Consider the following 25399-nt stretch of genomic DNA (forward strand, 5'->3'; position numbering starts at 1 on the left):
TAGGCCGCGAAACGCCTCGGGCGCGGCAAGGACCGCTGAGATCATTCCGATGACCCACGTTTTCCTGCGCCGCGCGGCACGCGTCGCGCCCGCGCTGATCCTCGGCCTCGTCCCCGCGCTCGCCTGCGCGCAGGCGGCGGGCCTGCCCGCGTTCAATGCGGCCCCCGGCCCGCACGGCGGCACGACCTACTCGCTGAGCGTGCAGACGATGCTGCTGCTCACGATGCTGTCGTTCCTGCCGGCGATGCTGCTGATGATGACGAGCTTCACGCGCATCATCATCGTGCTGTCGCTGCTGCGGCAGGCGCTCGGCACCACGACGACGCCGCCGAACCAGGTGCTCGTCGGCCTCGCGATGTTCCTCACCTTTTTCGTGATGTCGCCGGTGCTCGACCGCGCGTACACGGACGGCTACAAGCCGTTCTCCGACGGCAGCGTGCCGATGGAGCAGGCCGTGCAGCGCGGCGTCGCGCCGTTCAAGACCTTCATGCTGAAGCAGACCCGCGAGACCGACCTCGCGCTGTTCGCGAAGATCTCGAAGGCCGCGCCGATGCAGGGCCCCGAAGACGTGCCGCTGTCGCTGCTCGTGCCCGCGTTCGTCACGAGCGAGCTGAAGACGGGCTTCCAGATCGGCTTCACGATCTTCATCCCGTTCCTGATCATCGACATGGTCGTCGCGAGCGTGCTGATGTCGATGGGGATGATGATGGTGTCGCCGTCCACCGTGTCGCTGCCGTTCAAGCTGATGCTGTTCGTGCTCGTCGACGGCTGGCAGCTGCTGATCGGCTCGCTCGCGCAGAGCTTCGCCTGATTGCCCGGAGCCGCCGATGACCCCTGAACAAGTGATGTCGCTCGCCCACCAGGCGATGATGGTCGGCCTGCTGCTCGCCGCGCCGCTGCTGCTGGTCGCGCTCGCGGTCGGCCTCGTCGTGAGCCTGTTCCAGGCCGCGACGCAGATCAACGAGACGACGCTGTCGTTCATCCCGAAGCTGCTCGCGGTGCTCGCGACGCTCGTGATCGCGGGGCCGTGGATGCTGACGACGATGCTCGACTACCTGCGGCAGACGCTGCTGCACGTCGCGACGCTCGGCGCGGGCTGAGCGGCGCGCGCGGCCCGCCCCCCGACGATGTTCTCGGTCACCTACGCGCAGCTCAACGCGTGGCTCACGGCGTTCATGTGGCCGTTCGTGCGGATGCTCGCGCTCGTCGCGACCGCACCGGTGACGGGCCATGCGTCGGTACCCGTGCGCGTGAAGATCGGCGTCGCCGCGTTCATCGCGCTGATCGTCGCGCCGACGCTCGGGGCCATGCCGGCCGTCACCGCGTTTTCCGCCGAGGGGATCTGGATCGTCGTCACGCAGTTCCTGATCGGCGCCGCGATGGGCTTCGCGATGCAGGTCGTGTTCGCCGCGGTCGAGGCCGCCGGCGACGTGATCGGCCTGTCGATGGGCCTCGGCTTCGCGACCTTCTTCGATCCGCACACGAGCGGCGCGACGCCGGTGATGGGCCGCTTCCTGAACGCGGTCGCGATCCTCGCGTTCCTCGCGTTCGACGGCCACCTGCAGGTGATAGCCGCGCTCGCCGCGTCGTTCCAGGCGCTGCCGGTGTCGGCCGACCTGCTGCACGCGCCCGGCTGGCGTACGCTCGCGATGTTCGGCACGACGGTGTTCCAGATGGGGCTGCTGCTCGCGCTGCCGGTGGTTGCGGCGCTCCTGATCGCGAACCTCGCGCTCGGCATCCTGAACCGCGCGGCGCCGCAGATCGGGATCTTCCAGGTCGGCTTCCCGGTCACGATGCTGGTCGGCCTGCTGCTCGTGCAGCTGATGGTGCCGAACATGGTGCCGTTCTTCAGGCACCTGTTCGATATCGGGCTCGATGCGATGGGGCGGATCGCGATCGGCTGGCGCTAGCCGCCGTCCCGGCCCCCGCCTCCGCACCGTCCATTCGTCGGAACAGATTGCTGGAAAACCCCTAAAGGAAACGCCGGCCCGCGAAAGGTAGCGGAAGGTTTCGCGTCTCTATACTCGTTGCAACGATGCAAGAAGCATCGCGCCATACGGACAACGAACGGAGACAACCCGATGCGACCCATCCTGCGCCACCTCGCCGTTGCAGCCAGCCTGACCTGCGCGCTCGCCGCGCACCCCGCCCTCGCCGCAGACGACGGCGGCAAGATCACGATCATGGTCGGCGGGATCGCGAAGCTGATCTACCTGCCCGCGCGCCTGACCCAGGAACTCGGCTACTTCAAGGACGAAGGCCTCGACGTCGAGCTGCTGTCGCAACCGGCCGGCGTCGACGCCGAGAACGAGCTGCTCGCAGGCGCCGTGCAGGGCGTCGTCGGCTTCTACGACCACACGATCGACCTGCAGAGCAAGGGCAAGGACGTGAAGGCGATCGCCGTGTTCGGCCAGGTGCCGGGCGAGGTCGAGATGGTGTCGACCAAGGCCGCGCCGACCTTCAAGTCGATGGCCGATTCCAAGGGCAAGACGCTCGGCGTGACGGGCCTCGGCTCGTCGACGAGCTTCCTGACCCAATACCTCGCGCTGCAGCACGGCGTGCAGTCGACGCAGTACACGATGCTGCCGGTCGGCGCCGACGCGAGCTTCATCGCCGCGATCAAGCAGGGCCGGATCGACGCCGGGATGACGACCGAGCCGACCGTGTCCGCGCTCGAGAAGATGGGCGACGCGAAGGTGCTGGTCGACATGCGCACCGTCGACGGCACGCGCGCGGCGCTCGGCGGCACCTACCCGGCCGCGAGCCTGTACGTGCAGTCCGCATGGGCCGATGCGCACAAGGCGCAGGCCGTGAAGCTCGCGCACGCGTTCGCGAAGACGATGCAGTTCATCCATACGCACAGCGCCGAGGACATCGCCGCGAAGATGCCGGCCGACTACCAGAAGGACAAGGCGCTGTACGTGACCGCGCTGAAGGCGTCGCTGCCGATGTACACGGCCGACGCGAAGATGCCGGCCGACGGCCCGGCGACCGTGCTGAAGGTGCTGTCGGCGTTCAACCCGTCGGTGAAGGGCAAGCACATCGACCTCGCGCGTACCTACACCAACGATTTCGTGACCGCGAAGTAAGCGCAAAGCCAGCGCCGCGGCGGACGATCCCGCCGCCCCGCTCCCCCGTTCCGGCCCGGCTGACCGGCCCCGGCGCCGCTCCCAAGGCAGCGTCTTCCACCCGCAGGACGAATGCGATGACCCAGGCAGTTTCACCGAGCACACCGGCGATCGAGTTTCGCAACGTGTCGTGCCGATTCATTTCCCCGGAAGGCAAGGCGACCGTCGCGCTGCGCGACTTCAGCATGAGCGTCGCGCGCGGCGAATTCATCGCGATCGTCGGTCCGACTGGCTGCGGCAAGTCGACGACGCTGAACATGATCACCGGGCTGCTGAAGCCTGCTTCCGGCGAGGTGCGCGTGATGGGCCGCCCGGTCGACGGGATCGACCCGCGCATCGGCTTCGTGTTCCAGGCCGACGCGGTGTTCCCGTGGCGCAACGTGATCGACAACGTCGCGGCGGGCCCGCTGTTTCGCGGCCGCTCGAAGGACGTCGCGTATGCGCAGGCCGAGGAATGGATCCGCAAGGTCGGCCTCGACAAGTTCACGAAGCACTACCCGCACCAGTTGTCGGGCGGCATGCGCAAGCGCGTCGCGCTCGCGCAGACCTTCATCAACCAGCCGGAAATCCTGCTGATGGACGAGCCGTTCTCCGCGCTCGACATGCAGACCCGCACGCTGATGCAGGACGAGCTGCTGCAGCTCTGGTCCGCGAACAAGGGCTCGGTCGTGTTCGTCACGCACGACCTGGAAGAAGCGATCGCGCTCGCGGACCGCGTGTTCGTGCTGACCGCGCGCCCGGCGACGCTCAAGCGCGTGTACGAGATCGACCTGCCGCGCCCGCGCGTCACGTCCGAGATTCGCTATCACCCGCATTTCATCGAAATTTCCAAGGACATCTGGCACGACCTGCGCGAAGAAGTGCAGATCGGCTGAACGCAGCAAGAACAGGACAGGACAGGAGCATGACTGACATGACGCTTCCCCCCACCGCCATTCCGGCGACGTCGCTCGAGGACGAGCAGCGTGCCGCGCAGATCCGGCTGCGCCGCCGCCGGCAACTCATCATCGGCCTGCGAATCGCCGTGCTCGTCGTCGTGCTGGGCGGCTGGGAACTGGCCGCGCGGCTCAAGTGGATCGACCCGTTCTTCTTCTCGATGCCGTCGCTGATCTATGAGCAGATCGTGGACTGGTTCGTGAACGGCACGTCGCAGGGCCCGCTGCTCACGCAGGTCTGGGTGACGCTCGAGGAAACCTCGATCGGCTTCGTGATCGGCTCGGTCGCCGGCGTGATCTGCGGGATCGTGCTCGGCCGCAACAAGCTGATGTCCGACGTGTTCGGTCTCTATATTCAGATCGCGAACTCGATTCCGCGCGTCGTGCTCGGCTCGATCTTCGTGATCGCGCTCGGCCTCGGGATGGCGTCGAAGATCGCGCTCGCCGTCGTGATGGTGTTCTTCGTCGTGTTCGGCAATGCGTTCCAGGGCGTGCGCGAAGCAGACCGCTACCTGATCGCGAATGCGCAGATCCTCGGCGCGTCGCGCCGGCAGATCACGACGTCGGTCGTGATCCCGTCCGCGCTGAGCTGGATTCTCGCAAGCCTGCACGTGAGCTTCGGCTTCGCGCTGGTCGGTGCGGTGGTCGGCGAGTTCCTGGGTTCCAAGCAGGGTATCGGCCTGTTAATCTCCACGGCCCAGGGCGCGTTCAACGCGAGCGGCGTGTTCGCGGCGATGATCGTGCTGGCCGTCGTCGCGCTGGCCGCCGACTATCTGCTGACCACGCTGGAGAAGCGCTTGCTGAAGTGGCGTCCCGCCGCGTTCTGAGCGCCGTACGACAAGGTATGACACCGACCGCGCCTGAGGCCTTCCCGGCCCCGGCGCGGTTCGGCATTGCGGAGAAGGAGCGAGAACGGATGACGCACAGCCTGCGCGGGCGGCTGCTCTGGTGGCTGCTGCTGCCGCTCACGGTGTTCGTGCTGATCGCGGGCGCGATGTCGTACGACACCGCACGCCGCACCGCCGATCTCGTGCAGGACAGCGCGCTCGTCGCGTCCGCGCGCACGATCGGCGAGGATGTCGAGTGGCGAAACGGCTACCTCGCGGCCGACGTGCCGCCCGCCGCGCTGGAGATTTTCGAGTCGCCGTCGCGCGATTCGGTGTTCTACAAGGTGATCGACGGCCACGGCCGGCTGCTCACGGGCAATCCCGAGCTCGACGTGCCCGCGCAGCACGGCGTCGAGCCGGCGCTGTACAACACCGCGCTCGACGGCATTGCGCTGCGCGCGGTCGCGTACGACCGCGAGCTGTACAACGAAGGCCAGGTGGAGACGGTGACGGTTGCGGTCGCGAAGACGACGCGCTCGCGCGGCGCGATGCTCGACACGATCTGGCGGCCGCAGCTCGCGCGCCTGTCGCTGATGCTGCTGCTCGCGGTCGTGCTCGTGTATCTCGGCCTCACGTTCGAGCTGCGGCCGCTGATGAAGCTGAAGGACGACGTCGCGGACCGCGGGCCGATGGAGCTGGAGCCGATCCGCCCCGAACGGCTGCAGCACGAGTTGCGGCCGATCGTCGACGCGATCAACCAGTGCATCGCGCGGCTGAACACGCATACCGCGACGCAGCGGCGCTTCATCGCCGACGCCGCGCACCAGCTGCGCACGCCGATCGCGGTGCTCGACACGCAGATCCAGTACGCGCAGCAGCGCGAGCGCGACGATCCGGAGCTGACCGCGATGCTCGACAGCATGCAGCGCAGCAGCCGCAAGATGGCCGACGTGACCGACAAGCTGCTGCTGCTCGCGCACGCGGAGGCGACGCCGTCGACGCTGCTGACCCATCGCGTCGATCTCGCCGCGGTGGTGTCGAGCGTGCTGGAGGAGGAGATCGTGCTCGCGCAGCGGCGCAATATCGACCTCGGCGCCGATCTCGGCGAACATCTCGACGTGACGGGCAGCGACAGCCTGCTGACCGCACTGGTGATGAACCTCGTCGACAACGCGGTGCGCTATACGCAGCCGGGCGGCTGCGTGACGGTCGCCGCGCGCCGCGACGGCGACACGGTCGTGCTCGACGTGATCGACAACGGCCCCGGCATTCCGGCGGAGGCGCGCCCGCACGTGTTCAAGCGCTTCTACCGCGTGTCGAGCGATACTGAAGGATCGGGGCTCGGCCTCGCGATCGTGCGCGAGATCGCGCAGGCGCACGGCGGGATGGCGTCGCTCGCGCCGGGGCCCGGCAACCGCGGGATCGTCGTGACGGTGCGGCTGCCCGCGTATGTTTGAAGAGATGCTGCGATGAAACTCCTGCTGGTCGAAGACAACGCCGAACTTGCGCACTGGGTCGTGAACCTGCTGCGCGGCGAGGATTTCGCGGTCGATTGCGTCGGCGACGGCGAAGGCGCCGATGCGGTGCTGAAAACCGAGCGCTACGACGCGGTGCTGCTCGACATGCGGCTGCCGGGCATCAGCGGCAAGGAAGTCCTCGCGCGCTTGCGGCGCCGCAACGACAACGTGCCGGTGCTGATGCTGACCGCGCACGGCTCGGTCGACGACAAGGTCGACTGCTTCGGCGCGGGTGCCGACGACTACGTCGTGAAGCCGTTCGAATCGCGCGAGCTGGTCGCGCGGATCCGGGCGCTGATCCGCCGCCAGGCGGGCGTCGGCGCGACGCAGCTCGTGTGCGGCGATCTCGTCTATGCGTTCGGCACGCGCGAATTCCGCTGCCACGACGTGCCGCTCACGCTGCGCCGCCGCGAACACGCGATCCTCGAGACGCTGATGCTGCAGCAGAACAAGACCGTGTCGAAGGCGCGGCTGATGGACAGCGTGTTCGCGCTCGACGACGAGCCGAGCGCGGACGCGATCGACATCTACATCCACCGGCTGCGCAAGCACCTCGCGGGCAGCACGGCCGAGATCATCACGCTGCGCGGGCTCGGCTACATCCTGCGCGCGAAAGCAGCGCAAGGCTGACGCCGCGCGCCCCCACGGCCTGCCGCCCGGGCGGCAGCGCTCGCGCACGCCCGTGCACGCCTGTGCTTTGTCGCGCGCCATCCTTTCCCACTGTTGTATTCACGCACACACGGCGCGCTTCCGCACGTGGCGCGGACCCTCCGCTCTCCCCCGTCCGCACGGCCTCTGGCGTCCTTCAGGAGTCCCGTGCGTCGCTGTCGTTCGGTGTTTTCACTGATCGGATCCGCGCTCCCGCGAAAGCGGCGCGAAGGGTTGCGCGGCCTACGATGCTACGCGTCGGTCATCTCGCTAGGGCCGGCAGGACATGGCATACATTGCGTACTGCCAACAACCGAATTTCAATGCGGCAGCTCGGAGGAGACGATCTTGAAACGAAAATACCTGGCCCTTTCCATCGCGGCGGGGCTGTGCGCTACGACGCAGGCGCACGCACAATCGAGCGTGCAGCTCTATGGCCTGATGGACCTGAGCTTCCCGACCTACCGCACGCATGCCGACGCGAACGGCAAGCACGTGATCGGCATGGGCAACGACGGCGAGCCGTGGTTCAGCGGCAGCCGCTGGGGCCTGCGGGGCGCTGAAGACATCGGCGGCGGCACGAAGATCATCTTCCGCCTCGAAAGCGAATTCGTGGTCGCGAACGGCCAGATGGAAGATCCTGGCCAGATCTTCGACCGCGATTCGTGGGTCGGCGTCGAGGACGAGCGCTTCGGCAAGCTGACGGCCGGCTTCCAGAACACGATCGCGCGCGACGCGGCCGCGATCTACGGCGACCCGTACGGTTCCGCGAAGCTCACCACGGAAGAAGGCGGCTGGACCAACTCGAACAACTTCAAGCAGATGATCTTCTACGCGGCCGGCCCGACCGGCACGCGCTACAACAACGGTCTCGCGTGGAAGAAGGTGTTCAGCAACGGCATCTTCGCGGCTGCGGGCTATCAGTTCAGCAACTCGACCCAGTTCGCGACCGGCTCCGCCTATCAGCTCGCGCTCGGCTACAACGGCGGGCCGTTCAACGTGTCGGGATTCTACAACCACGTGAATCACGACGGTTTCAGGAACCAGACGTTCTCGGTCGGCGGCAACTACGCGTTCAGCATCGTGCGCGTGAACGCCGGCTACTTCCGCTACAACGGCGACCAGGGCTCGCTCGGCCAGCGCCACGACGACGCGTGGACCGTGTCGCTGAAGGTCGCGCCGAAGGGCCCGCTCGACTACGAGCTCGGCTACCAGCAGATGCGCATCAAGAACGCCGCGTACAACTCGGACGGCTTCACGCCGAACGCGAACCTCGGTGCGTTCAGCCTGACGAACGGCGTCGGCAACGGCTTCAAGGAGACGATCTACGGGTCGGTGTTCTATCACCTGAGCAAGCGCACCGAAGTCTATCTGGCCGGCGACTACATGAAGCTGCATGGCGGCTACAAGGTGTCGTCGACGTTCGGCGCGACCAACCAGCTCGAGCTGACGACCGGTATCCGTACCCGCTTCTGACCCTGCTTTAGACCTTGCTTCAGACCCCGGACGGGGCGCGCCGCGCCCTGCCGGTTTTCTCCGTTCCAGGACGCTCCCTCGGGCACGGCGGCGCAACGCGTCGTCCGTGCCCTTTTTTTCGCCGCACGTTCCGCTCCCTTTTTCCGGTGCTTTTTTCGGTGCCGATCCGGCCCGCGCGCCACACGCTGCGACAACCGGGCGGCCGCCCCGCGCCGTCCGCCTGGCGGGCGATCCGGGCCGGTGCGCACATTTCGGCGCACATCGGCGCTTGACCTCGGCCGACCGACTCGCTAGCGTTTCGGGTTCGCCCGCCGCGGCGCCCGACCTCCGGGCGCGTCGCGGCCGGGCCCAGGATGGAAAAAGACGATGCAGAAACTCGATGCGGCGAGCCCGCAGGCGATGTCGACGGACTTCACCGCCGACAACGTCGCGCGCCTGAAGGCGCTGTTCCCCGAACTCGTGACCGAGGGCCCTGACGGCGCGTCGGTCGACGTCGACGCGCTGAAGGCGCTGGTCGGCGATCGCACGGTCGGCGACGCCGACGAAAGATACGGTTTTCACTGGCACGGCAAGCGCCGTGCGCGCCAGGCCGCGCTCACGCCGTCGACCGGCACGCTGCGGCCCTGCCCGGCCGACAGCGTCGCGTGGGACGACACGCGCCACCTCGTGATCGAGGGCGACAACCTCGACGTGATGAAGCTGCTGCACAAGAGCTACGCGGGCAAGGTGAAACTGGTCTATATCGACCCGCCGTACAACACCGGCAGCGATTTCGTCTATCCGGACGACTTCAGCGACAGCCTGCGCCACTACCTCGCGGTCACGGGCCAGACGGACGGCGGCGTGAAGCGCAGCACCAACACCGAGGCGAACGGCCGGTTCCACACCGACTGGCTGAACATGATGTACCCGCGCCTGAAGCTCGCGCACGCGCTGCTGTCCGACGCCGGCGTGCTCGCCGTGCACATCGACGAGCACGAGGTGCATGCGCTCGTGCTGATGCTGCGCGAGATCTTCGGCGAGGAGAACGAGCTCGGCGTCGCCGTGTGGGACAAGCGCAATCCGAAGGGCGACGCGCGCGGCGTCGCGTACCAGCACGAATCGCTCGTGCTGTTCGCGCGCAACGCGGAGGCGCTGCATGATGCGACGCCACTGAAGCGGCCGAAGCGCAACGCGCAGCGGATGCTCGACGCCGCGTACGACGCGGTGCGCCGCAGCGGGACGCCCGCCGACGCCGCGCAGATGTACCGCGCGTGGGTCAAGGCGCAGACGAACCTGTCCGGCGGCGAAGTGATGTACGACCGGCTGTCGGAGAGCGGGCGCGTGTACCGCCTCGTGTCGATGGCGTGGCCGAACAAGAAGAAGGCGCCGGACGAATACTTCGTGCCGCTCGTCCACCCCGTCACCGGCAAGCCGTGCGCGATGCCCGAGCGCGGCTGGCGCAATCCGCCTGCGACGATGCAGGCGCTGCTCGAGCGCGGGCTGATCGAGTTCGGCGCGGACGAAACCACGCAGCCGCAGCGGATCTACTATCTCGACGAGAACATGTACGAGAACGTGCCGTCGGTGCTGCCGTTCGCCGGCACCGACGACGTGCTGCTGAAGACGCTCGGCGTGCCGTTCGAGCAGCCGAAGCCGGTCGACTTCGCGGCGGCCGTGATCGGCTGGTGCACGCGCGGCGACGATATCGTCGTCGACTGCTTCGCGGGTTCCGGCTCGACCGGCCATGCGGTGATGCAGCTGAACGCGACCGACGGTGGCGCGCGCCGCTACGTGCTCGTGCAGCTGCCCGAGCCGCTCGACCGGCACGACAAGGCGCAGCAGGCCGCGGCCGAGTTCTGCGCGAAGCTGAAGAAGCCCGCGACGCTCGCCGAGGTGACCAAGGAACGGCTGCGCCGCGCCGCGCAGCAGGTCGCGCGCGACTTCCCGGAAAGCGGCGGCGACCTCGGGTTCCGCGTGTACCGGCTCGATACGACCAACGTGATCGAGTGGGATCCGCGCCGCAACGACTTCGACCATGCGCTGTTCGCATCCGTCGAGCACGTGAAGACCGGCCGCACCGACGACGACCTGCTCGCCGAACTGACGCTGAAGCTCGGCCTCGACCTGTGCACGCCGGTCACGCATCACGTGATCGCCGGCAAGACGGTCCACCTGATCGGCGACACGCTCGTTGCATGCTTTGACGCGCGCGTGTCGCGCGACGACGCCGAACCGCTCGCCGACGGGATCGTCGCGCTGCTCGACGCGCACGGCACGACGCGCGACGTCACGTGCCTGTTCCGCGACAGCGGCTTCGTCGACGACGTCGCGAAGCTCAATCTCGCCGCGCTGCTCGAGCAGCACGGCGTGAAGCGCGTGCGGAGCCTGTGATGCGGCTGCATTTCGAAGCGGACCTCGACTACCAGCGCGACGCGATCGACGCGGTCTGCGACCTGTTTCGCGGCCAGGAAGCGTGCCAGGGCGACTTCAGCGTGCTCGCGAACGCGGCGCCCGGCACGACGGCCGCCGCGCAGGCTGCGCTCGGCTTCGCGCTGTCGGAGCGCGGCGTCGGCAACCACCTGTCGATCACCGACGACGCGCTCGCGCGCAACCTCGCCGACGTGCAGCTGCGCGGCGGGCTGCCGCCGTCCGGCGACCCCGCGTCGCGCGACTTCACGGTCGAGATGGAGACCGGCACCGGCAAGACCTATGTCTACCTGCGCACGATCTTCGAGCTGAACCGCCGCTACGGCTTCACGAAGTTCGTGATCGTCGTGCCGTCGATCGCGATCAAGGAAGGCGTGCACAAGACGCTGCTGATCACCGAGGATCACTTCCGCGGGCTGTATGCGGGCGTGCCGTACGACTACTTCCTGTACGACTCGGCGAAGCTCGGCCAGGTGCGCCACTTCGCGGCGAGCGCGGCGATCCAGATCATGGTGATGACGGTCGCCGCGATCAACAAGAAGGACATCAACAACCTCTACAAGGACAGCGAGAAGACCGGCGGCGAAAAGCCGATCGACCTGATCCGCGCGACACGGCCGATCGTGATCGTCGACGAGCCGCAGAGCGTCGACGGCGGCCTCGAGGGGCGCGGCCGCGAGGCGCTCGCCGCGATGGCGCCGCTGTGCACGCTGCGCTATTCGGCGACGCACGTCGACCGGCACCACATGGTGTACCGGCTCGATGCGGTCGACGCGTACGAGCGCAAGCTCGTCAAGCAGATCGAGATCGCGTCGGCGATCGTCGAGGATGCGCACAACAAGCCGTATCTGCGGCTCGTCGGCGTGTCGAACCGGCGCGGCGCGATCGCCGCGCGCGTCGAGCTCGATGTCGCGACCACGGCCGGCGTGAAGCGCCAGATCGTGTCGGTAACCGACGGCGACGATCTCGCGCGCGTGACGAAGCGCGACCTGTATGACGGCTTGCGGATCGGCGAGGTGCACGCGGCGAAGGGCGCCGAGTACATCGAGCTGCGCAGCCCCGCAGGCGAATCGTTCCTGTCGCTCGGCGAAGCGTACGGCGACATCGACACGCTCGCCGTGCAGCGCGAGATGATCCGCCGCACGATCCGCGAGCATCTCGACAAGGAGCTGCGGCTCTCCGAGCGCGGCGTGAAGGTGCTGTCGCTGTTCTTCGTCGATTCGGTGGAGCGCTACCGTCGGTATGACGAGAACGGGACGCCCGTGAAGGGCGACTACGCGCGGATCTTCGAAGAGGAATACGCGCGCGCCGCGCGTGTGCCTGCGTATCGCGCGCTGTTCGACGGCGTCGACGTCGCGCGCGAGGTCGAGGCTGCGCACAACGGCTACTTCTCGATCGACCGCAAGGGCGGCTGGACCGACACGAGCGAAAGCAGCGCCGCGAGCCGCGAAAACGCGGAGCGCGCGTATGGCCTCATCATGCGCGAGAAGGAAGCGCTGCTGTCGTTCGACACGCCGCTCAAGTTCATCTTCTCGCACTCGGCGCTGAAGGAAGGCTGGGACAACCCGAACGTGTTCCAGATCTGCACGCTGCGCGACATCCAGACCGAGCGCGAGCGCCGCCAGACGCTCGGCCGCGGGCTGCGCCTGGCCGTCGACCAGGACGGCGAACGGGTGCGCGACGCGGGCGTGAACACGCTCACCGTGATCGCGACCGAACGCTACGAGAGCTTCGCGGAGAACCTGCAGAAGGAGATCGAGGCCGATACGGGGATCCGCTTCGGGATCGTCGAGGAACACCAGTTTGCGGCGCTTGCGGTGCAGGAAGGCGACGGGCCCGCGCACGCGCTCGGCATCGAGCTGTCGCGGGTGCTGTGGACGCACCTGCACGAATGCGGCTACATCGACGCGCAGGGCAAGGTGCTCGACCGGCTGAAGGATGCGCTGCGGCAGAGCGCACTCGTGCTGCCGGGCGCGTTCGAGGTGCTGCGCACCGCGATCGTCGCGACGCTGCGCAAGCTGTCGGGCCGCTTCGCAGTGCGCAACGCGGACGAACGCCGCGCGGTTGAGCTGCGCCGCGACGCGGCAGGCAAGGCCGTCGTGCTCGGCGACGAGTTCCGCACGCTGTGGGACCGCATCAAGCACCGCACCGTATACCGCGTGCAGTTCGACAACACGAAGCTCGTACAGGACTGCGCGGCTGCGCTGCGCGACGCGCCGGACGTCGCGCGCGCACGGCTGCAGTGGCGCAAGGCCGAGATCGACATTGGCCAGGCGGGTGTCGAGGCGATCGAGGTCGCGGGCGCCGGCACGGTGCTGATCGACGAAGGCGAGCTGCTGCTGCCCGACCTGCTCACCGAGTTGCAGGACCGCACGCAGCTCACGCGCCGCTCGCTCGCGACGATCCTCGCGGACAGCGGCCGGCTCGACGATTTCCGTGTGAACCCGCAGCAGTTCATCGCGCTCGCGGCCGACGCGATCAACCGCTGCAAGCGGTTCGCGCTCGTCGACGGCATCTCGTACCGCAAGCTCGGCGACCGCCACGTGCACGCGCTCGAATCGTTCGAGAACGACGTGCTGACGGGCTACCTGCGCAACCTGCGCGTGGACGCGCGCAAGGCGATCCACGACGCGGTGATCTGCGAAACGGACGCCGAGCGCGCGTTCGCCGACGCGCTCGAGGCGCACGACGACGTGACGCTGTACGCGAAGCTGCCCGCGTGGTTCAAGGTGGCGACGCCGCTCGGCAGCTATCACCCGGACTGGGCGGTGCTCGCACGCGAGGACGGCGACGCGCGGCTGTACTTCGTCGTCGATACGCCGGGCGACGCCGACGACGGCGCACTGCGCGAGCACGAACGCGCGAAGCTCGCGTGCGGCGAAGCGCATTTCCGCGCGCTCGCTGACGGCGCTGCGCCCGCGCGCTACGTGCGTGCACGCAGCGTCGACGCGCTGTTCGGGCGCGTGGCGCCGGCGCTCGACGCAGGCTGACGCGTTACGGCCACGGCGCGCCGATGCGCGCGCCGTGCCGCCGGGCTGGCGGCAATTTCCGCCGGTCATCTCCCCCATCACCTCCCCCCACCGCGGCCGGCATGACGCGCCGCAACAACGTTGTACGCGCCCCTTCTTCCATTGCCGTTCCGGCAAGCGCCACGCGCATCGTCGCTCGCCTGAAAGCTTGCGGCCGCAAGCGCCGTGCCCGGCCGGTTACGCCTCGTTGCAATTTTGGAGCGATGTGTTGCCGGGCCGGCACTATGCTCCGGGCACCCACACAAGAAAGAAGGAGGGGTTTCCATGAACACCTTGTTCAAGGCGCTCGCGGGCGCGTCCGTCGCCGCGCTTGCGCTCACGCTGGCCGGCTGCGGCGGCGGTGACGGCGGCGGCAGCCCTAGCGGGCAGAACGGCACGCTGCACGTCGCGATGACGGATGCACCGTCGTGCGGCTTCGATCACGTTTTCGTGACCGTGTCGCAGGTGCGCGTCAACATGAATTCGAACGCCGGCGACAACGACGCCGGCTGGTCGACGGTCTCGCTGCCGGCGGCGCAGAAGATCGACCTGCTGTCGCTGACCAACGGCACGCTCGCCGACCTTGGCCAGACCGCGCTGCCGGCCGGCCAGTACCAGCAGATCCGCCTCGTGCTCGCGCAGAATCAAGGCAACACGCTCGCGAACTCGGTCGTGCCGACGGGCGGCACCGAGCAGCCGCTGCAGACGCCGAGCGCAACGCAAAGCGGCATCAAGATCATCAGCCCGTTCACCGTACAGCCGAACACGCTCGTCGACCTCGTGCTCGACTTCAACGCGTGCAAGTCGGTCGTGCAGCACGGCAACGGCTCGTTTGCGCTGAAACCCGTCGTGACCGCGACACCGACTGTCGTCAGCGGCGCAATCTCGGGCTTCGTCGCGCCGACCGAAGCGGGCGCGACCGTGTATGCGGAACAGGGCGGGCAGATCGTGCGCGGCACGGTGGCCGACAGCACCGGCAAGTTCGTGCTGTCGCCGCTGATCCAGAGCTCGACGCAGGGCAACTACGACGTCGTGATCGTGCAGAACAATGTCGCGTCGGGCATCGTCCGCGCGGTGCCGGTGACCGTCAACACGGCCACGGCCGTGTCGACGTCGAACGTGCCGATCGCACTGCCGGCCTCGACGATGAGCACGGTCAGCGGCACCGTGACGCCGAGCGCGACTGCGCTGGTGCGTGCGCTGCAGTCGATCAATGCGACGCCGTACGAGATCACGTCGGCAAACGCGAACCTGGATACCGGCTTCTATGCGCTGTCGGTGCCGACCGCCGCGCCGATCGTCGGCACGTTTACGGGTTCACTGCCGGTCGCGCTCGCCGCGGTGCCGACCGCCGCCAGCCAGTACACGATCGAGGCGGACGCGGCGTCGGGCGCGACGCAGGCGACGGCCGTCAACGCGACGACCAGCCAGACGAACGTCAATTTCACGTTCTGATGAAGGGAGCGCGACGTGCTGGTCGCGCAACGGAAAGGGCCGCATGCGGCCCTTTCCTCATATGACGGAGCATCGAATGAACAAGAAGATGATCGCGCTCTTCGCAGCCGCCGGCGTGCTCGGCCTGCTGGGCGGATGCGCGGTGTACGTGCCGGGTGCGCCCGTCGTGGTCGCGCCGCAAGGCGGCCCGGGCAACGGCTTCTGTCCGCCCGGGCAGGCGAAGAAAGGCAACTGCTGAGCGTTTCGCGCAGGCATGAGAAAGGGCGCCCTCGGGCGCCCTGTTCGTTGGTGCTCGTTTGTGCTTCGCGCGTTGTGCAGCGCGCTTACAGCGTACGGCCGAACCCGTGATGCTTCGCGTGGTGCGTCGTATGTGCGGTGTGCGCGGTGTGCGACGTATGGCCGTGTGCGTGGCCGTGGCCCGGCTGCTCGCCCGAGCGATCGGCGATCGTGTCCGAACGGTCGGCCGCGCGCGCCAGGCCCTTGTCGCGGTCGCCGGACTTGAAGCCGTTCGAATGGGACATCGCTTCGCCGCTCATGTGGCCACCGGACATGCCGCCGGCGTTACCGCCAACACCGCCCGCGCCATGACCGCCGCCGCCACCATTGCCACCGCCATTACCGCCAGCTGCCGCGTGAGCCGAGACCGCGCCGAGCGCGAGGAGTGCCGCTGCGAGCGCGGGCAGGAAGCGTCGTTGTTTCATCTTTTGCTCCTTGGAGCGCATTGAGGTGATTGCATTGTATGAATGCGCGAATTGTCTGCTGCAGCACGTTGTAAATATTCGTAACGCCGCGTTCCAAACGCATTGATCAGATCATTGCGCGGGTGTTGGTGCACGGTGGCGCGGCAGTTGAAACGCTGCGCGTGCGGCGCGACACTCGCGTTGTATCCCGACACTGACTTTGAGCCGACTAAGGCCGCGTCCCGCACGCGTGCCGCGCAGCGCTTCGGAGGCCAGATGGATTCACGCACCGCCGTATCGTCCCGTCCCGCGATCCCGCGCACCGTGTGGGCGCTCGGTTTCGTCAGCCTGCTGATGGACCTGTCGTCCGAACTCGTGCACGCGCTGCTGCCCGTCTATCTGGTGACGACGATGGGGATGAGCGTCGCCGCGCTCGGCGTGCTCGAAGGCGCGGCCGAATCGACCGCGCTGCTCGTCCGGATCTTCTCCGGCGCGATCAGCGACTGGTTCGGCCGCCGCAAGGTGCTGCTGCTCGCGGGCTACGGGCTCGCGGCGCTGACCAAGCCGCTGTTCCCGCTCGCGCACGGGCCCGGCCTCGTGATCGCCGCGCGGCTCGTCGACCGGTTCGGCAAGGGCGTTCGCGGCGCGCCGCGCGATGCACTCGTCGCCGATATCGCCCCGCCGGAGATTCGCGGCGCGTGCTTCGGGCTGCGCCAGTCGATGGATACGGCCGGCGCGGTCGGCGGCCCGCTGCTCGCGATCGCGTTGATGTTCGCGTTCGCGGATCACATCCGCACGGTGCTGTGGTTCGCCGTGGTGCCGGCGGTTGCGACGGTCGTCGTGCTGCTGTTCGGCGTGCGCGAGCCAGACGACGCGCGGGTCGGCCGACCGTTCCGCTCGCCATTCGACCGGCGCGCGCTGCGTGCGTTTTCCGGACGCTACTGGTTCGTGGTCGCGGTCGGCGCGACCTTCACGCTCGCGCGCTTCAGCGGCGCATTCCTCGTGCTGCGTGCGCAGCAGACCGGGATCGACATCGCGTGGATTCCGTCGGTGATGGTCGTGATGAGCCTCGCGTACACGCTGTCCGCGTGGCCGGTCGGGATCGTGTCGGACCGCGTCGATCGCCGCGCACTGCTCGCGATCGGAATGGCGCTGTTGATCGCCGCCGACCTGCTGCTCGGCGCGCACGCGGACATCGCAACGGTGCTGACCGGCGTCGCGGTGTGGGGACTGCACATGGGCTTCACGCAGGGCATCCTCGCGACGATGGTCGCCGACACCGCACCGGCAGAATGGCGCGGCACCGCGTTCGGGCTGTTCAATCTCGCGAGCGGCGTCGCGATGCTGCTCGCGAGCGCGATTGCCGGATGGATCTGGCAGCGCTTTGGGGCGCCCGCGACATTCTTCACGGGGGCGGCGATCGTGGTCGTGCCGCTCGCGATGTGTGCGTTTGCGCCGGGACGGACCGGGCGCTGAAGTGACCGGCGGACGCATGACCGAAGTCATGCGCCCGCCGCGGGCGCGCTTACTGCGCCGGTTGAACGCCCTGCGCGGCGGCGGCCTTGCGTTGCGCGGCCTGTTCCTCGGCTTGCTTCTTCGCCATGTGGTGGCCGACGATGCAGCCGCCGACCGCGCCCACCACCGCATGGTGGCCTGCGTAGTGGCCGGCGACGCCGCCCACGACCGCGCCCTTCATGCAGCCCGCCGCGTGCGCGCTACCGATCGATGCGAGCGCGACGCCAGCGGCGAGCGCGAACAGCCTGATGTGTCGAATGGTGGTCATGCGGTCACTCTCCTCGTCGTTGCGAGCCGGTTATTCGTATTAGTTGCGCGTAAGTTGCGCGTATCAGTCCCAGCGGCCGCGATCGTGCCAGTCGCGCCCACGCCACTCGTGCTCTCGCCATTCATGGCGGCGCCACTCGCGTTCGCGCCATTCGCGCTCACGCCAGTCGTCGTAGCGATAGCCGACCGGTGCGTACGTGACGGGCGGTGCCGCATAGACCGGCGGCGCGACATACACCGGCGGCGGCGGTGCATACACGCCCGGTACGCCGATGCCGACTGCAACGTCGACGTGGGCCGATGCGGCGCCCGACGCCGCGAGCACTGCTACACCGAGAACTGCGCCGAGAAGTTTCTTGTTCATCTCGCTACTCCCTGCACATGACGTGCTTTCAGTGAACACGGTACGGAGTGTAGGCGGCGGCCCCTGACACAGGTGCAACGGGTCTGCGAGACTGGTAACGGGTGTTTACGCGGGCGGCAAAGCCTTGCGGGATAACGGAAAGCGGGCGGCACGCATCACGTGCGGTCACCCGCGGTCACGCGCGCACGTCGCCCGGGCTGCGCAGCCAGTGCACGCTGAACAGCCGCGCGTCGTCGGTCCACACGGTATCGGGCACGAAGCCTGCACGCCGCGCGATCGCCTGGAAACCGTCGATCGTGAACTTGTACGAGTTCTCGGTATGGATGCGCTCGCCCGCCTCGAAGCGGAACGTGCGGCCGCACACGCGGACCGTCTGCGCGCGCTCGCTGACGAGATGCATTTCGATCCGCTGCAGCTGCAGATCGTAGAACGCGCAATGGGTGAAGCCGTCGAGGTCGAAGTCGGCACCGAGCTCGGCGTTCGCGCGCGCGAGCAGGTTCAGGTTGAATTGCGCGGTCACGCACTGCGCGTCGTTGTATGCGCGATGCAGCGTGTCCGGGTTCTTCACGAGATCGGCGCCAATCAGCAGCCCTCCGCCACGCAGCAGGCGCGCGGCATCGTGCAGGAACGCGTCGGCTTCGTCCGGCGAGAAATTGCCGATCGTCGAACCCGGAAAGAAGCCGATGCGCCGGCGCGGCGACGCGGACAGCGCCGCGAGTTCGTCGGCCTTCGTGTAGTCGGCGGCGAGCGGCGCGACGTCGAGCCACGGATACGCGGCGCGCAGCCGTGCAGCTGCGTCATGCAGATAGTCGGCCGAGATGTCGACCGGCACGTAGCGCGCGGGCGCCTGCTCGGCCGCGAATGCGTCGAGCAGCACGCGGATCTTCTCGAGCGAGCCCGCGCCGAATTCGACGATGTCCGCATGCGGGCCGACGCGCCGCACGATGTCGGCCGCGTGCGCACGCAGGATGCCGAGCTCGGTGCGCGTCGGATAGTACTCCGGCAGCGCGCAGATCTGGTCGAACAGTGCGGAACCGGCCGCGTCGTAAAAATACTTCGGCGGGATGCTGCGCGGCCGGCGCGACAGCCCGTCGATCAGGTCGCGCTCGAACGCGCTCGGCCGCGGGTCGCGGGCTGCTAGCAGGCCGCCGTGCGCGGCGGTCATGTCAGACGTCTCTCGCAAGTCGCACTCCCGTGAATTGCCAGCGCGCGGCCGGCGGAAAGAAATTGCGGTACGTCGGCCGCGCATGTCCGGGCGGCGTCGCGATGCTGCTGCCGCGCAGGACCTGCTGGCCGACCATGAACTTGCCGTTGTATTCGGCCGCGACGCCCGCGAGCGGCCGGAAGCCCGGATACGGCTCGTATGACGAGCGCGTCCACTGCCACGCATGGCCCGTCATCTGCCGGATCCCGTCCGCGCCGTACGCGGCTTCCCATTCGAATTCGGTCGGCAGCCGCGCGCCCGCCCATTCCGCGTACGCGGCCGCTTCGTAGAAGCTCACGTGGCACACCGGGGCGTCGGGCGCGAGCGGTTCCGCGCCGTGCAGGCCGTAGGTGCGCTGCGGGGCAATGTGCGGCGGAACAGGTTCAGGTTCAGGTTCGTCTTCGTCTTCGACGATCCAGTACGCAGGCGCGCACCAGCCTTCGCGCTGCACCGCAGCCCAACCGTCCGACAACCAGAATTCCGGGCGCGCATAGCCGCCGTCCGCGATGAACGCAGCAAACTCCGCGTTGGTCACGAGACGATCCGCGATTTCGTAAGGCCGCAGCAGCGCCGTGTGCCGCGGTCGCTCGTTGTCGAACGAGAAGCCGTGGTCATCGTGGCCGATCTCGACGAGCCCGCCTGGCTGGCGCAGCCAGCGCAGCGTGCCGGCCGCGCGCGCGTGGGCGTCGCCCGCACCGTCGCGTGGCCGGAACGCCGGCAATAGCGGATTGCACGAGAACGCATGCAGCATGTCGGTGACGATCAGCTCCTGGTGCTGCTGCTCGTGATGGAGCCCGAGCTCGAGTTCCGGCGCGATCGTGTCGAGCAGTGACGCATCCGCGTCCGCGAGCATGCGCAGCATCGCGTCGTCGACGTGCTGCCGGTACGCGCGCACGTCGTCGAGCGACGGACGCGTGAGCAGCCCGCGCTGCGGCCGCGGATGGCGCGGGCCGAGCGATTCGTAATAGGAGTTGAAGAGGAACGCATACGCGTCGTCGAACGGCGCATAGCCGCCGACGCGGCGCATCAGCACGACCGTCTCGAAGAACCACGTCGTATGCGCGAGATGCCACTTGACCGGGCTCGCGTCGGGCATCGACTGCACGGCCTGGTCTTCGGCTGACAGCGTCGCCGTCAGCTCGACGCTGCCCGCGCGAACGTCGCGGTAGCGGCGCTGAAGCTGGGATGCAAGGAGGCTCATCGGTTTACCGTCCACGTCGCGAATAGCTGCGTTGCCGGAAACGAAAGCCCGCGCTCGATGCGCGCGACTGACGTGCGAACTTCGATGCTGCGACGGGCGTGCCGAATCACGCGTGGCGCACGTCTGCCGTTACGACGGCGCTTCGTCTGCCCGTGCAGAGGAGTATGGACCAGAAATGTGAACGTCGCGCGCGGTGACGCGAATGAAACAGCGACGCAAGAAAAATGAAAGGAGCGGATGTACAGGCTAGCGTCTGGCTGCATGCCCTTCTCACCCGGCCGCACGCGCGTCGCAAAAAAAATTTGTTCGCATGTCACACACGCGGGTGGCTCGCTCGTCATACCAGCGTAACCCACCCAAGGAGATGCAACCATGACTGCGAAACTCGACCCGTTTGCCGCCGCCCCGTCGCTGATGAAGAACTGGATGGGCATGTCGCTTGCCGCCGCCGCGAGCCTCGAACCGACGCTGATCGAGCTGGTCAAGATCCGCGCGTCGCAGCTCAACGCCTGCGCCAATTGCCTTAACATGCATACGGCCGAGGCTCGCGCGAACGGCGAGACCGAGCAGCGCCTGTACCTGCTGTCCGCGTGGCGCGAAGCGCCCTGCTACACCGACCGCGAACGCGCGGCGCTCGGCTGGACCGACGCGCTCACGCGGCTGTCCGAAGGACATCCGGACGAGGCCGCGTACGCGACGCTGAACGACCACTTTACGCAGGAGGAACAGGTGAAGCTCACGCTGATGATCAACGTGATCAACGGCTGGAACCGTCTCGCGGTCGGCTTCGGCCTGTGGGTCGACCCGGCTGCCGCGAAGGCGGCGGCCAAGGCAGCGGCCTGATGACAGACGCCGACACGGCGAATACAGCGGACGCGGCGGCGAGCTTCAACCCGCTGCGCCGCACGCTGGTCCGCGTCGCTTACCGGATGCTCGGTTCCGTCGCGGACGCAGAGGACATGGTGCAGGAGGCGTTCATCCGCTGGATGGACGTCGACCGCGCCGAGGTTCGCGTGCCCGAGGCGTTCCTGCGCCGCATGGTGATGCGGATGTGCCTCGACCAGCTCAAGTCCGCGCGGCATCAGCGCGAGACCTATATCGGCCCGTGGCTGCCCGATCCCGTCGTCGACGAAAACGAAGCGGACGTCACGCTGCCGCTGATGCTCGCGCTCGAGCGCCTGTCCCCGCTCGAGCGTGCGGCGTTCCTGCTGCACGACGTGTTCGGCCTCGAGTTCGACGAAGTCGCGGCGACCATCCAGCGGGAGCCGGCCGCGTGCCGCCAGCTCGCCGCGCGGGCGCGCACGCACGTGCGCGAAGCGCGGCCGCGGTTTCACGTCGAGCAGCAGCGCGGGATCGAGATCGCCGAAGCGTTCTTCGCGGCGTCGCGCAGCGGCGACATGCGCGCGCTCGGCGCGATGCTCGCCGAAGACGTGAGCCTGCATGCGGACGGTGGCGGCAAGCGCCCGGCCGCGAACCAGCCGATCTTCGGCTTCGAAGGCGTGATGCGGGTACACGAAACCTTGGCTGCACTCTTCAGCAAGCAAGGCTCGACGCTCGTGCGCGCGGGGTTCGTCAACGGGCTACCGGGCTTCGTCACGCTGGAGGCCGACGGTGAGCTGCAGACGACCGCGCTCGAAATCGAGGATGGCAAGATCGCGGCGATCTACGTCGTCCGCAATCCGGACAAGCTGCGGCATCTGCATTGAGTGCGACGCACGGCGACCACATGCGCGCCCCGCTCCTCCCTTATTCCACCGTCACCGATTTCGCGAGATTCCTCGGCTTGTCGATATCCGCGCCGCGGATGCACGCCGCGTGGTACGCGAGCAGCTGCAGCGGCACGACATGCAGGATCGGCGACAACAACCCGTAATAATCAGGCATCCGTAGCACTGAAATGCCTTCGCCGTTGTCGATCCGCGTATCCGCATCCGCAAACACATATAGTTGCCCGCCACGCGCCCTCACCTCCTGCATGTTCGATTTCAGCTTCTCGAGCAGCGTGTCGTTCGGTGCGATCGTCGCGACCGGCATCGTGTGCGTGACGAGCGCGAGCGGCCCGTGCTTCAGCTCGCCGGCCGGATACGCTTCCGCGTGGATGTACGAGATCTCCTTCAGCTTCAGCGCGCCTTCGAGCGCGATCGGATAATGCAGCCCGCGGCCAAGGAACAGCGCGTTCTCGTGGCACGCGAACTCCGCGGCCCAGCGCTCGACCTGCGGCTCGAGCGCGAGCACGTCGGCGAGCGCGTCCGGCAGGCGCCGCAGCTGCGTCGTGTAGCGCGCGAGCTGCGCGTCGTCGACGAAGCCGCGCAGCCGGCCGAGCGTGACCGCGAGGATGAACAACGCGACGAGCTGCGTCGTGAACGCCTTCGTCGACGCGACGCCGATCTCCGGGCCCGCACGCGTCAGGAACCGCAGCCCCGTCTGCCGCACCATCGCGCTCGTCGGCACGTTGCAGATCGCGAGCGTATCGGGATGGCCGAGCGATTGCGCGTACTTGAGCGCCGCGAGCGTGTCGGCCGTCTCGCCCGACTGCGACACGACGACAACCAGCGTGTTCGGCGTCGCGAGCGCATCGCTGTAGCGGTATTCGCTTGCGATCTCGACCTGCGCGGGCATCCGCGCGATCGTCTCGAGCCAGCGGCGCGCGGTGAGCCCCGAATAATGGCTCGTGCCGCACGCGAGGATCAGCACGTTGTCGATCTGCTCGAACACGTGCCGCGCGTCGGGCCCGAATACGGGCGGATCGAACAGCCCCGCATCGGGAATCGTCGCCGCGACCGCATGCGGCTGCTCGAAGATTTCCTTTTGCATGAAATGGCGATACGGGCCGAGCTCGACCACGCCCTCGCCGGTCGCGACCGTCTGCACCGGCCGCTCGACCTCGTGGCCGGTGCGATCGAAGATCCGCGCGTGGCCGGCCGTCAGCTCGACGATGTCGCCTTCCTCGAGAAAAATGAAGCGATCTGTGATGCCCGCGAGCGCGAGCGCATCCGACGCGACGAAACACTCGCCGTCCTTCAGCCCGACCACGAGCGGCGAGCCGACCCGCGCGCCGACGAGCCGCTGCGGTTCGGATTTGCTGAACACCGCGATCGCATACGCGCCGTGCAGCTGCGTGGTCGCGTCGCGCACGGCCGCGAGCAGGTCGCCTCGGTACTTGCTGTGGATCAGGTGCGCGACGACCTCGGTGTCGGTCTGCCCGTCGAATTCGTAGTGCTGGTCTGATAGTTGCGAACGCAACGTCTCATGATTCTCGATGATGCCGTTGTGCACGAGCGCGATCTCGTCGCGCGAGAAGATCGGGTGCGCGTTGCAGGTCGCGGGCGCGCCGTGCGTCGCCCAGCGCGTATGCGCGATGCCCGTGCTGCCGGACAGCCCGGCGCTTGCGACGTGCGCTTCGAGATCCGCGACGCGCGACACGCTGCGTTCGCGGCGCGCCGCGCCGTCGACGACGGTCGCGACGCCGCACGAGTCGTAGCCGCGATATTCGAGGCGGCGTAAGCCTTCGATCAGGATCGGAACGATGTTCCGTTGCGCGACCGCGCCGACGATCCCACACATGACGCACTACCTCCAGTGATTTGCCCGGTGCCGCACGCACGAACGGCCTGCGCGCGGGCGGAACGATTCGGAATGACGACCACGGCCGTCGTGATGCTGGCGCACGGCGGCGCGGTGCACGCGCACCGTGCGCGCGAGCGTGAGCGAACCGGCCGGGATGCCAACGGCTGCGCACGGGCAGACCACGAGCGTCGGACTCAGCGACACCAGGCGCGCGAGCACGCGGCACGGCAACGGCCGGCCTGGCGTCGCGCGTGTGCGTCGAATTGCACGTCCGCCGCCGATACGGGTATGGCCGCACACGTGCAGTACCGCACGGTGGCAACCGGCGCGCGTACGCGGCGGGACGCGATGCAGGGCGGCGGAGACACGAAGCGGCAAGGGCGTATCGCCGGGGTGACGGTCATCGTCGATCGGCGGCGACAAGTCGGACAGCATCGCGAGGATGCGTCGTGCGCGAGACACGCACGCACATGACGGCCGCTCGCAAAACGGCGCGCCGGACGTGGCGTGCGATCCAGCTGGATAGCGCAGAAGCGGGAAGGGTGATTGGCCCGGCCGCACCGGGCAACGCGAGCGTCGGAGAGCCGCGCGCACGCAGATTGGCGTCAGCGCCGGCCACATCCAGAACGCCACATACGACCGCAGCGGCAATGCGACACGACCCCATGACGGGCACGCCAGCGCCGCATCGTACGCAGCCAGCGTGCACGCCAGCGCGAGCAGCAGCCCGTCTTCGACGCAGTACGTGATATACGACGATAACGCCCGACAGTCCTTCATCGTTCGTCCCCGGGCGTGCGTCCACGGGTGTGGGCGCAGGCGGACAGGATGCAAAAGGAGCCGGCGGAGCACGCGTCGATATGCGGCGCCGCTTTCCGCTCGCGGCGCCACCGATGGCGATCCCTCACACCGTTTCCCGACCTCGTTTCAGTCGCTTTCACCGTCCCGTTGTTACCGGCTTGTCGTTCATGCATCTGAGACGGGGTTCACCCTGACGGAAGCAAACGCCGAGCCATCGGGCGGCGCGGCCCGTGCGGCAAGGCGGGAGCGCCGCGCGAAAAGCGCGAGGGCAGACCAGTCGAAAGGTTTTTGATTCATCGACGTATCAGCGGGGGCACCGTGCGCGGCATGCCGGAAGCCGCACTGCGCGGCCCTGACGCGCATCGTGTAAGGCCCGAACGAGAGCGTTTGCGGTGCA

General features: G+C 68.0%; 23 protein-coding genes. 17 read left to right on the top strand and 6 right to left on the bottom strand.

The features are described from left to right. Window positions 1–49 precede the first annotated feature (49 nt). From fliP to G3N94_RS23690, 13 genes are all read left to right on the top strand, one after another. On the top strand, window positions 50–811 hold the full coding sequence (gene fliP, locus G3N94_RS23630; RefSeq protein WP_205794983.1) for a flagellar type III secretion system pore protein FliP: 762 nt from the start codon (window positions 50–52) through the stop codon (window positions 809–811). Between the two features lie 16 nt (window positions 812–827). Next, window positions 828–1100 (top strand): flagellar biosynthesis protein FliQ, encoded by a 273-nt coding sequence (fliQ, locus tag G3N94_RS23635; protein ID WP_124602842.1) that lies wholly within the window; start codon window positions 828–830, stop codon window positions 1098–1100. Between the two features lie 27 nt (window positions 1101–1127). Continuing rightward, entirely contained in the window at window positions 1128–1910 is a 783-nt protein-coding gene (gene fliR, locus G3N94_RS23640) for a flagellar biosynthetic protein FliR (protein ID WP_205794984.1), read from the top strand. 171 nt (window positions 1911–2081) lie between these two features. Then, entirely contained in the window at window positions 2082–3089 is a 1008-nt protein-coding gene (locus G3N94_RS23645) for an ABC transporter substrate-binding protein (RefSeq protein WP_205794985.1), read from the top strand. A 116-nt stretch (window positions 3090–3205) separates the two neighbouring features. Further along, the gene (locus G3N94_RS23650; RefSeq protein ID WP_205794986.1) at window positions 3206–4003 is read left to right on the top strand and encodes an ABC transporter ATP-binding protein; all 798 of its coding nucleotides are present in this window, start codon (window positions 3206–3208) and stop codon (window positions 4001–4003) included. Between the two features lie 29 nt (window positions 4004–4032). Beyond that, complete coding sequence (locus G3N94_RS23655) at window positions 4033–4890, top strand: ABC transporter permease (RefSeq protein ID WP_205794987.1); 858 nt, start codon at window positions 4033–4035, stop codon at window positions 4888–4890. An 89-nt stretch (window positions 4891–4979) separates the two neighbouring features. Further along, entirely contained in the window at window positions 4980–6347 is a 1368-nt protein-coding gene (locus G3N94_RS23660; protein WP_205794988.1) for a sensor histidine kinase, read from the top strand. A 12-nt stretch (window positions 6348–6359) separates the two neighbouring features. Continuing rightward, entirely contained in the window at window positions 6360–7037 is a 678-nt protein-coding gene (locus G3N94_RS23665; protein WP_205794989.1) for a response regulator, read from the top strand. Window positions 7038–7403: 366 nt separating this feature from the next. Further along, window positions 7404–8531 (top strand): porin, encoded by a 1128-nt coding sequence (locus tag G3N94_RS23670; protein WP_205794990.1) that lies wholly within the window; start codon window positions 7404–7406, stop codon window positions 8529–8531. A 366-nt stretch (window positions 8532–8897) separates the two neighbouring features. Further along, window positions 8898–10904 carry a site-specific DNA-methyltransferase gene (locus G3N94_RS23675; RefSeq protein WP_205794991.1) on the top strand — a complete coding sequence of 669 codons (2007 nt, stop codon included), beginning with the start codon at window positions 8898–8900 and terminating at the stop codon, window positions 10902–10904. Then, window positions 10904–13930 carry a DEAD/DEAH box helicase family protein gene (locus G3N94_RS23680; RefSeq protein WP_205794992.1) on the top strand — a complete coding sequence of 1009 codons (3027 nt, stop codon included), beginning with the start codon at window positions 10904–10906 and terminating at the stop codon, window positions 13928–13930. Before G3N94_RS23675 ends, G3N94_RS23680 begins: the two co-directional genes overlap by 1 nt. Window positions 13931–14233: 303 nt before the next feature. Further along, window positions 14234–15403: a DUF4382 domain-containing protein gene (locus tag G3N94_RS23685; RefSeq protein ID WP_205794993.1), complete on the top strand. Its 1170-nt coding sequence runs from the start codon at window positions 14234–14236 to the stop codon at window positions 15401–15403. Between the two features lie 76 nt (window positions 15404–15479). Beyond that, complete coding sequence (locus G3N94_RS23690) at window positions 15480–15641, top strand: hypothetical protein (protein WP_205794994.1); 162 nt, start codon at window positions 15480–15482, stop codon at window positions 15639–15641. Window positions 15642–15726: 85 nt separating this feature from the next. On the opposite strand, the gene G3N94_RS23695 is transcribed toward G3N94_RS23690, so the two are convergent. Further along, entirely contained in the window at window positions 15727–16104 is a 378-nt protein-coding gene (locus tag G3N94_RS23695; RefSeq protein WP_205794995.1) for a hypothetical protein, read from the bottom strand. 255 nt (window positions 16105–16359) lie between these two features. On the opposite strand from G3N94_RS23695, the gene G3N94_RS23700 reads away from it, so the two are divergent. Further along, window positions 16360–17559 carry an MFS transporter gene (locus tag G3N94_RS23700; protein ID WP_205794996.1) on the top strand — a complete coding sequence of 400 codons (1200 nt, stop codon included), beginning with the start codon at window positions 16360–16362 and terminating at the stop codon, window positions 17557–17559. Between the two features lie 49 nt (window positions 17560–17608). Here G3N94_RS23700 and G3N94_RS23705 read toward each other — a convergent pair whose 3' ends face one another. The 4 genes from G3N94_RS23705 to egtB all read right to left on the bottom strand — a co-directional run bounded on the left by G3N94_RS23705 (window position 17609) and on the right by egtB (window position 20634). Then, on the bottom strand, window positions 17609–17866 hold the full coding sequence (locus G3N94_RS23705) for a hypothetical protein (protein WP_205794997.1): 258 nt from the start codon (window positions 17864–17866) through the stop codon (window positions 17609–17611). Between the two features lie 63 nt (window positions 17867–17929). Continuing rightward, on the bottom strand, window positions 17930–18229 hold the full coding sequence (locus tag G3N94_RS23710) for a hypothetical protein (RefSeq protein ID WP_205794998.1): 300 nt from the start codon (window positions 18227–18229) through the stop codon (window positions 17930–17932). Between the two features lie 175 nt (window positions 18230–18404). Beyond that, window positions 18405–19412 (bottom strand): L-histidine N(alpha)-methyltransferase, encoded by a 1008-nt coding sequence (gene egtD, locus G3N94_RS23715; RefSeq protein ID WP_205794999.1) that lies wholly within the window; start codon window positions 19410–19412, stop codon window positions 18405–18407. After that, complete coding sequence (gene egtB, locus G3N94_RS23720) at window positions 19396–20634, bottom strand: ergothioneine biosynthesis protein EgtB (RefSeq protein WP_205795000.1); 1239 nt, start codon at window positions 20632–20634, stop codon at window positions 19396–19398. Before egtB ends, egtD begins: the two co-directional genes overlap by 17 nt. A gap of 372 nt (window positions 20635–21006) precedes the next feature. Between egtB and G3N94_RS23725 the strand changes: the two genes are divergently transcribed. Then, window positions 21007–21477: a carboxymuconolactone decarboxylase family protein gene (locus G3N94_RS23725; RefSeq protein WP_205795001.1), complete on the top strand. Its 471-nt coding sequence runs from the start codon at window positions 21007–21009 to the stop codon at window positions 21475–21477. Beyond that, complete coding sequence (locus tag G3N94_RS23730) at window positions 21477–22340, top strand: sigma-70 family RNA polymerase sigma factor (RefSeq protein ID WP_205795002.1); 864 nt, start codon at window positions 21477–21479, stop codon at window positions 22338–22340. Before G3N94_RS23725 ends, G3N94_RS23730 begins: the two co-directional genes overlap by 1 nt. Before the next feature lie 40 nt (window positions 22341–22380). Here G3N94_RS23730 and glmS read toward each other — a convergent pair whose 3' ends face one another. After that, on the bottom strand, window positions 22381–24198 hold the full coding sequence (gene glmS, locus G3N94_RS23735; RefSeq protein ID WP_205795003.1) for a glutamine--fructose-6-phosphate transaminase (isomerizing): 1818 nt from the start codon (window positions 24196–24198) through the stop codon (window positions 22381–22383). A 72-nt stretch (window positions 24199–24270) separates the two neighbouring features. Here glmS and G3N94_RS23740 point away from each other — a divergent pair, with 72 nt between their 5' ends. Beyond that, entirely contained in the window at window positions 24271–24675 is a 405-nt protein-coding gene (locus tag G3N94_RS23740) for a hypothetical protein (RefSeq protein ID WP_205795004.1), read from the top strand. The last annotated feature ends 724 nt before the right edge of the window (window positions 24676–25399 follow it).

Source organism: Burkholderia sp. Ac-20353, assembly GCF_017104785.1.
GTDB lineage: Bacteria > Pseudomonadota > Gammaproteobacteria > Burkholderiales > Burkholderiaceae > Burkholderia.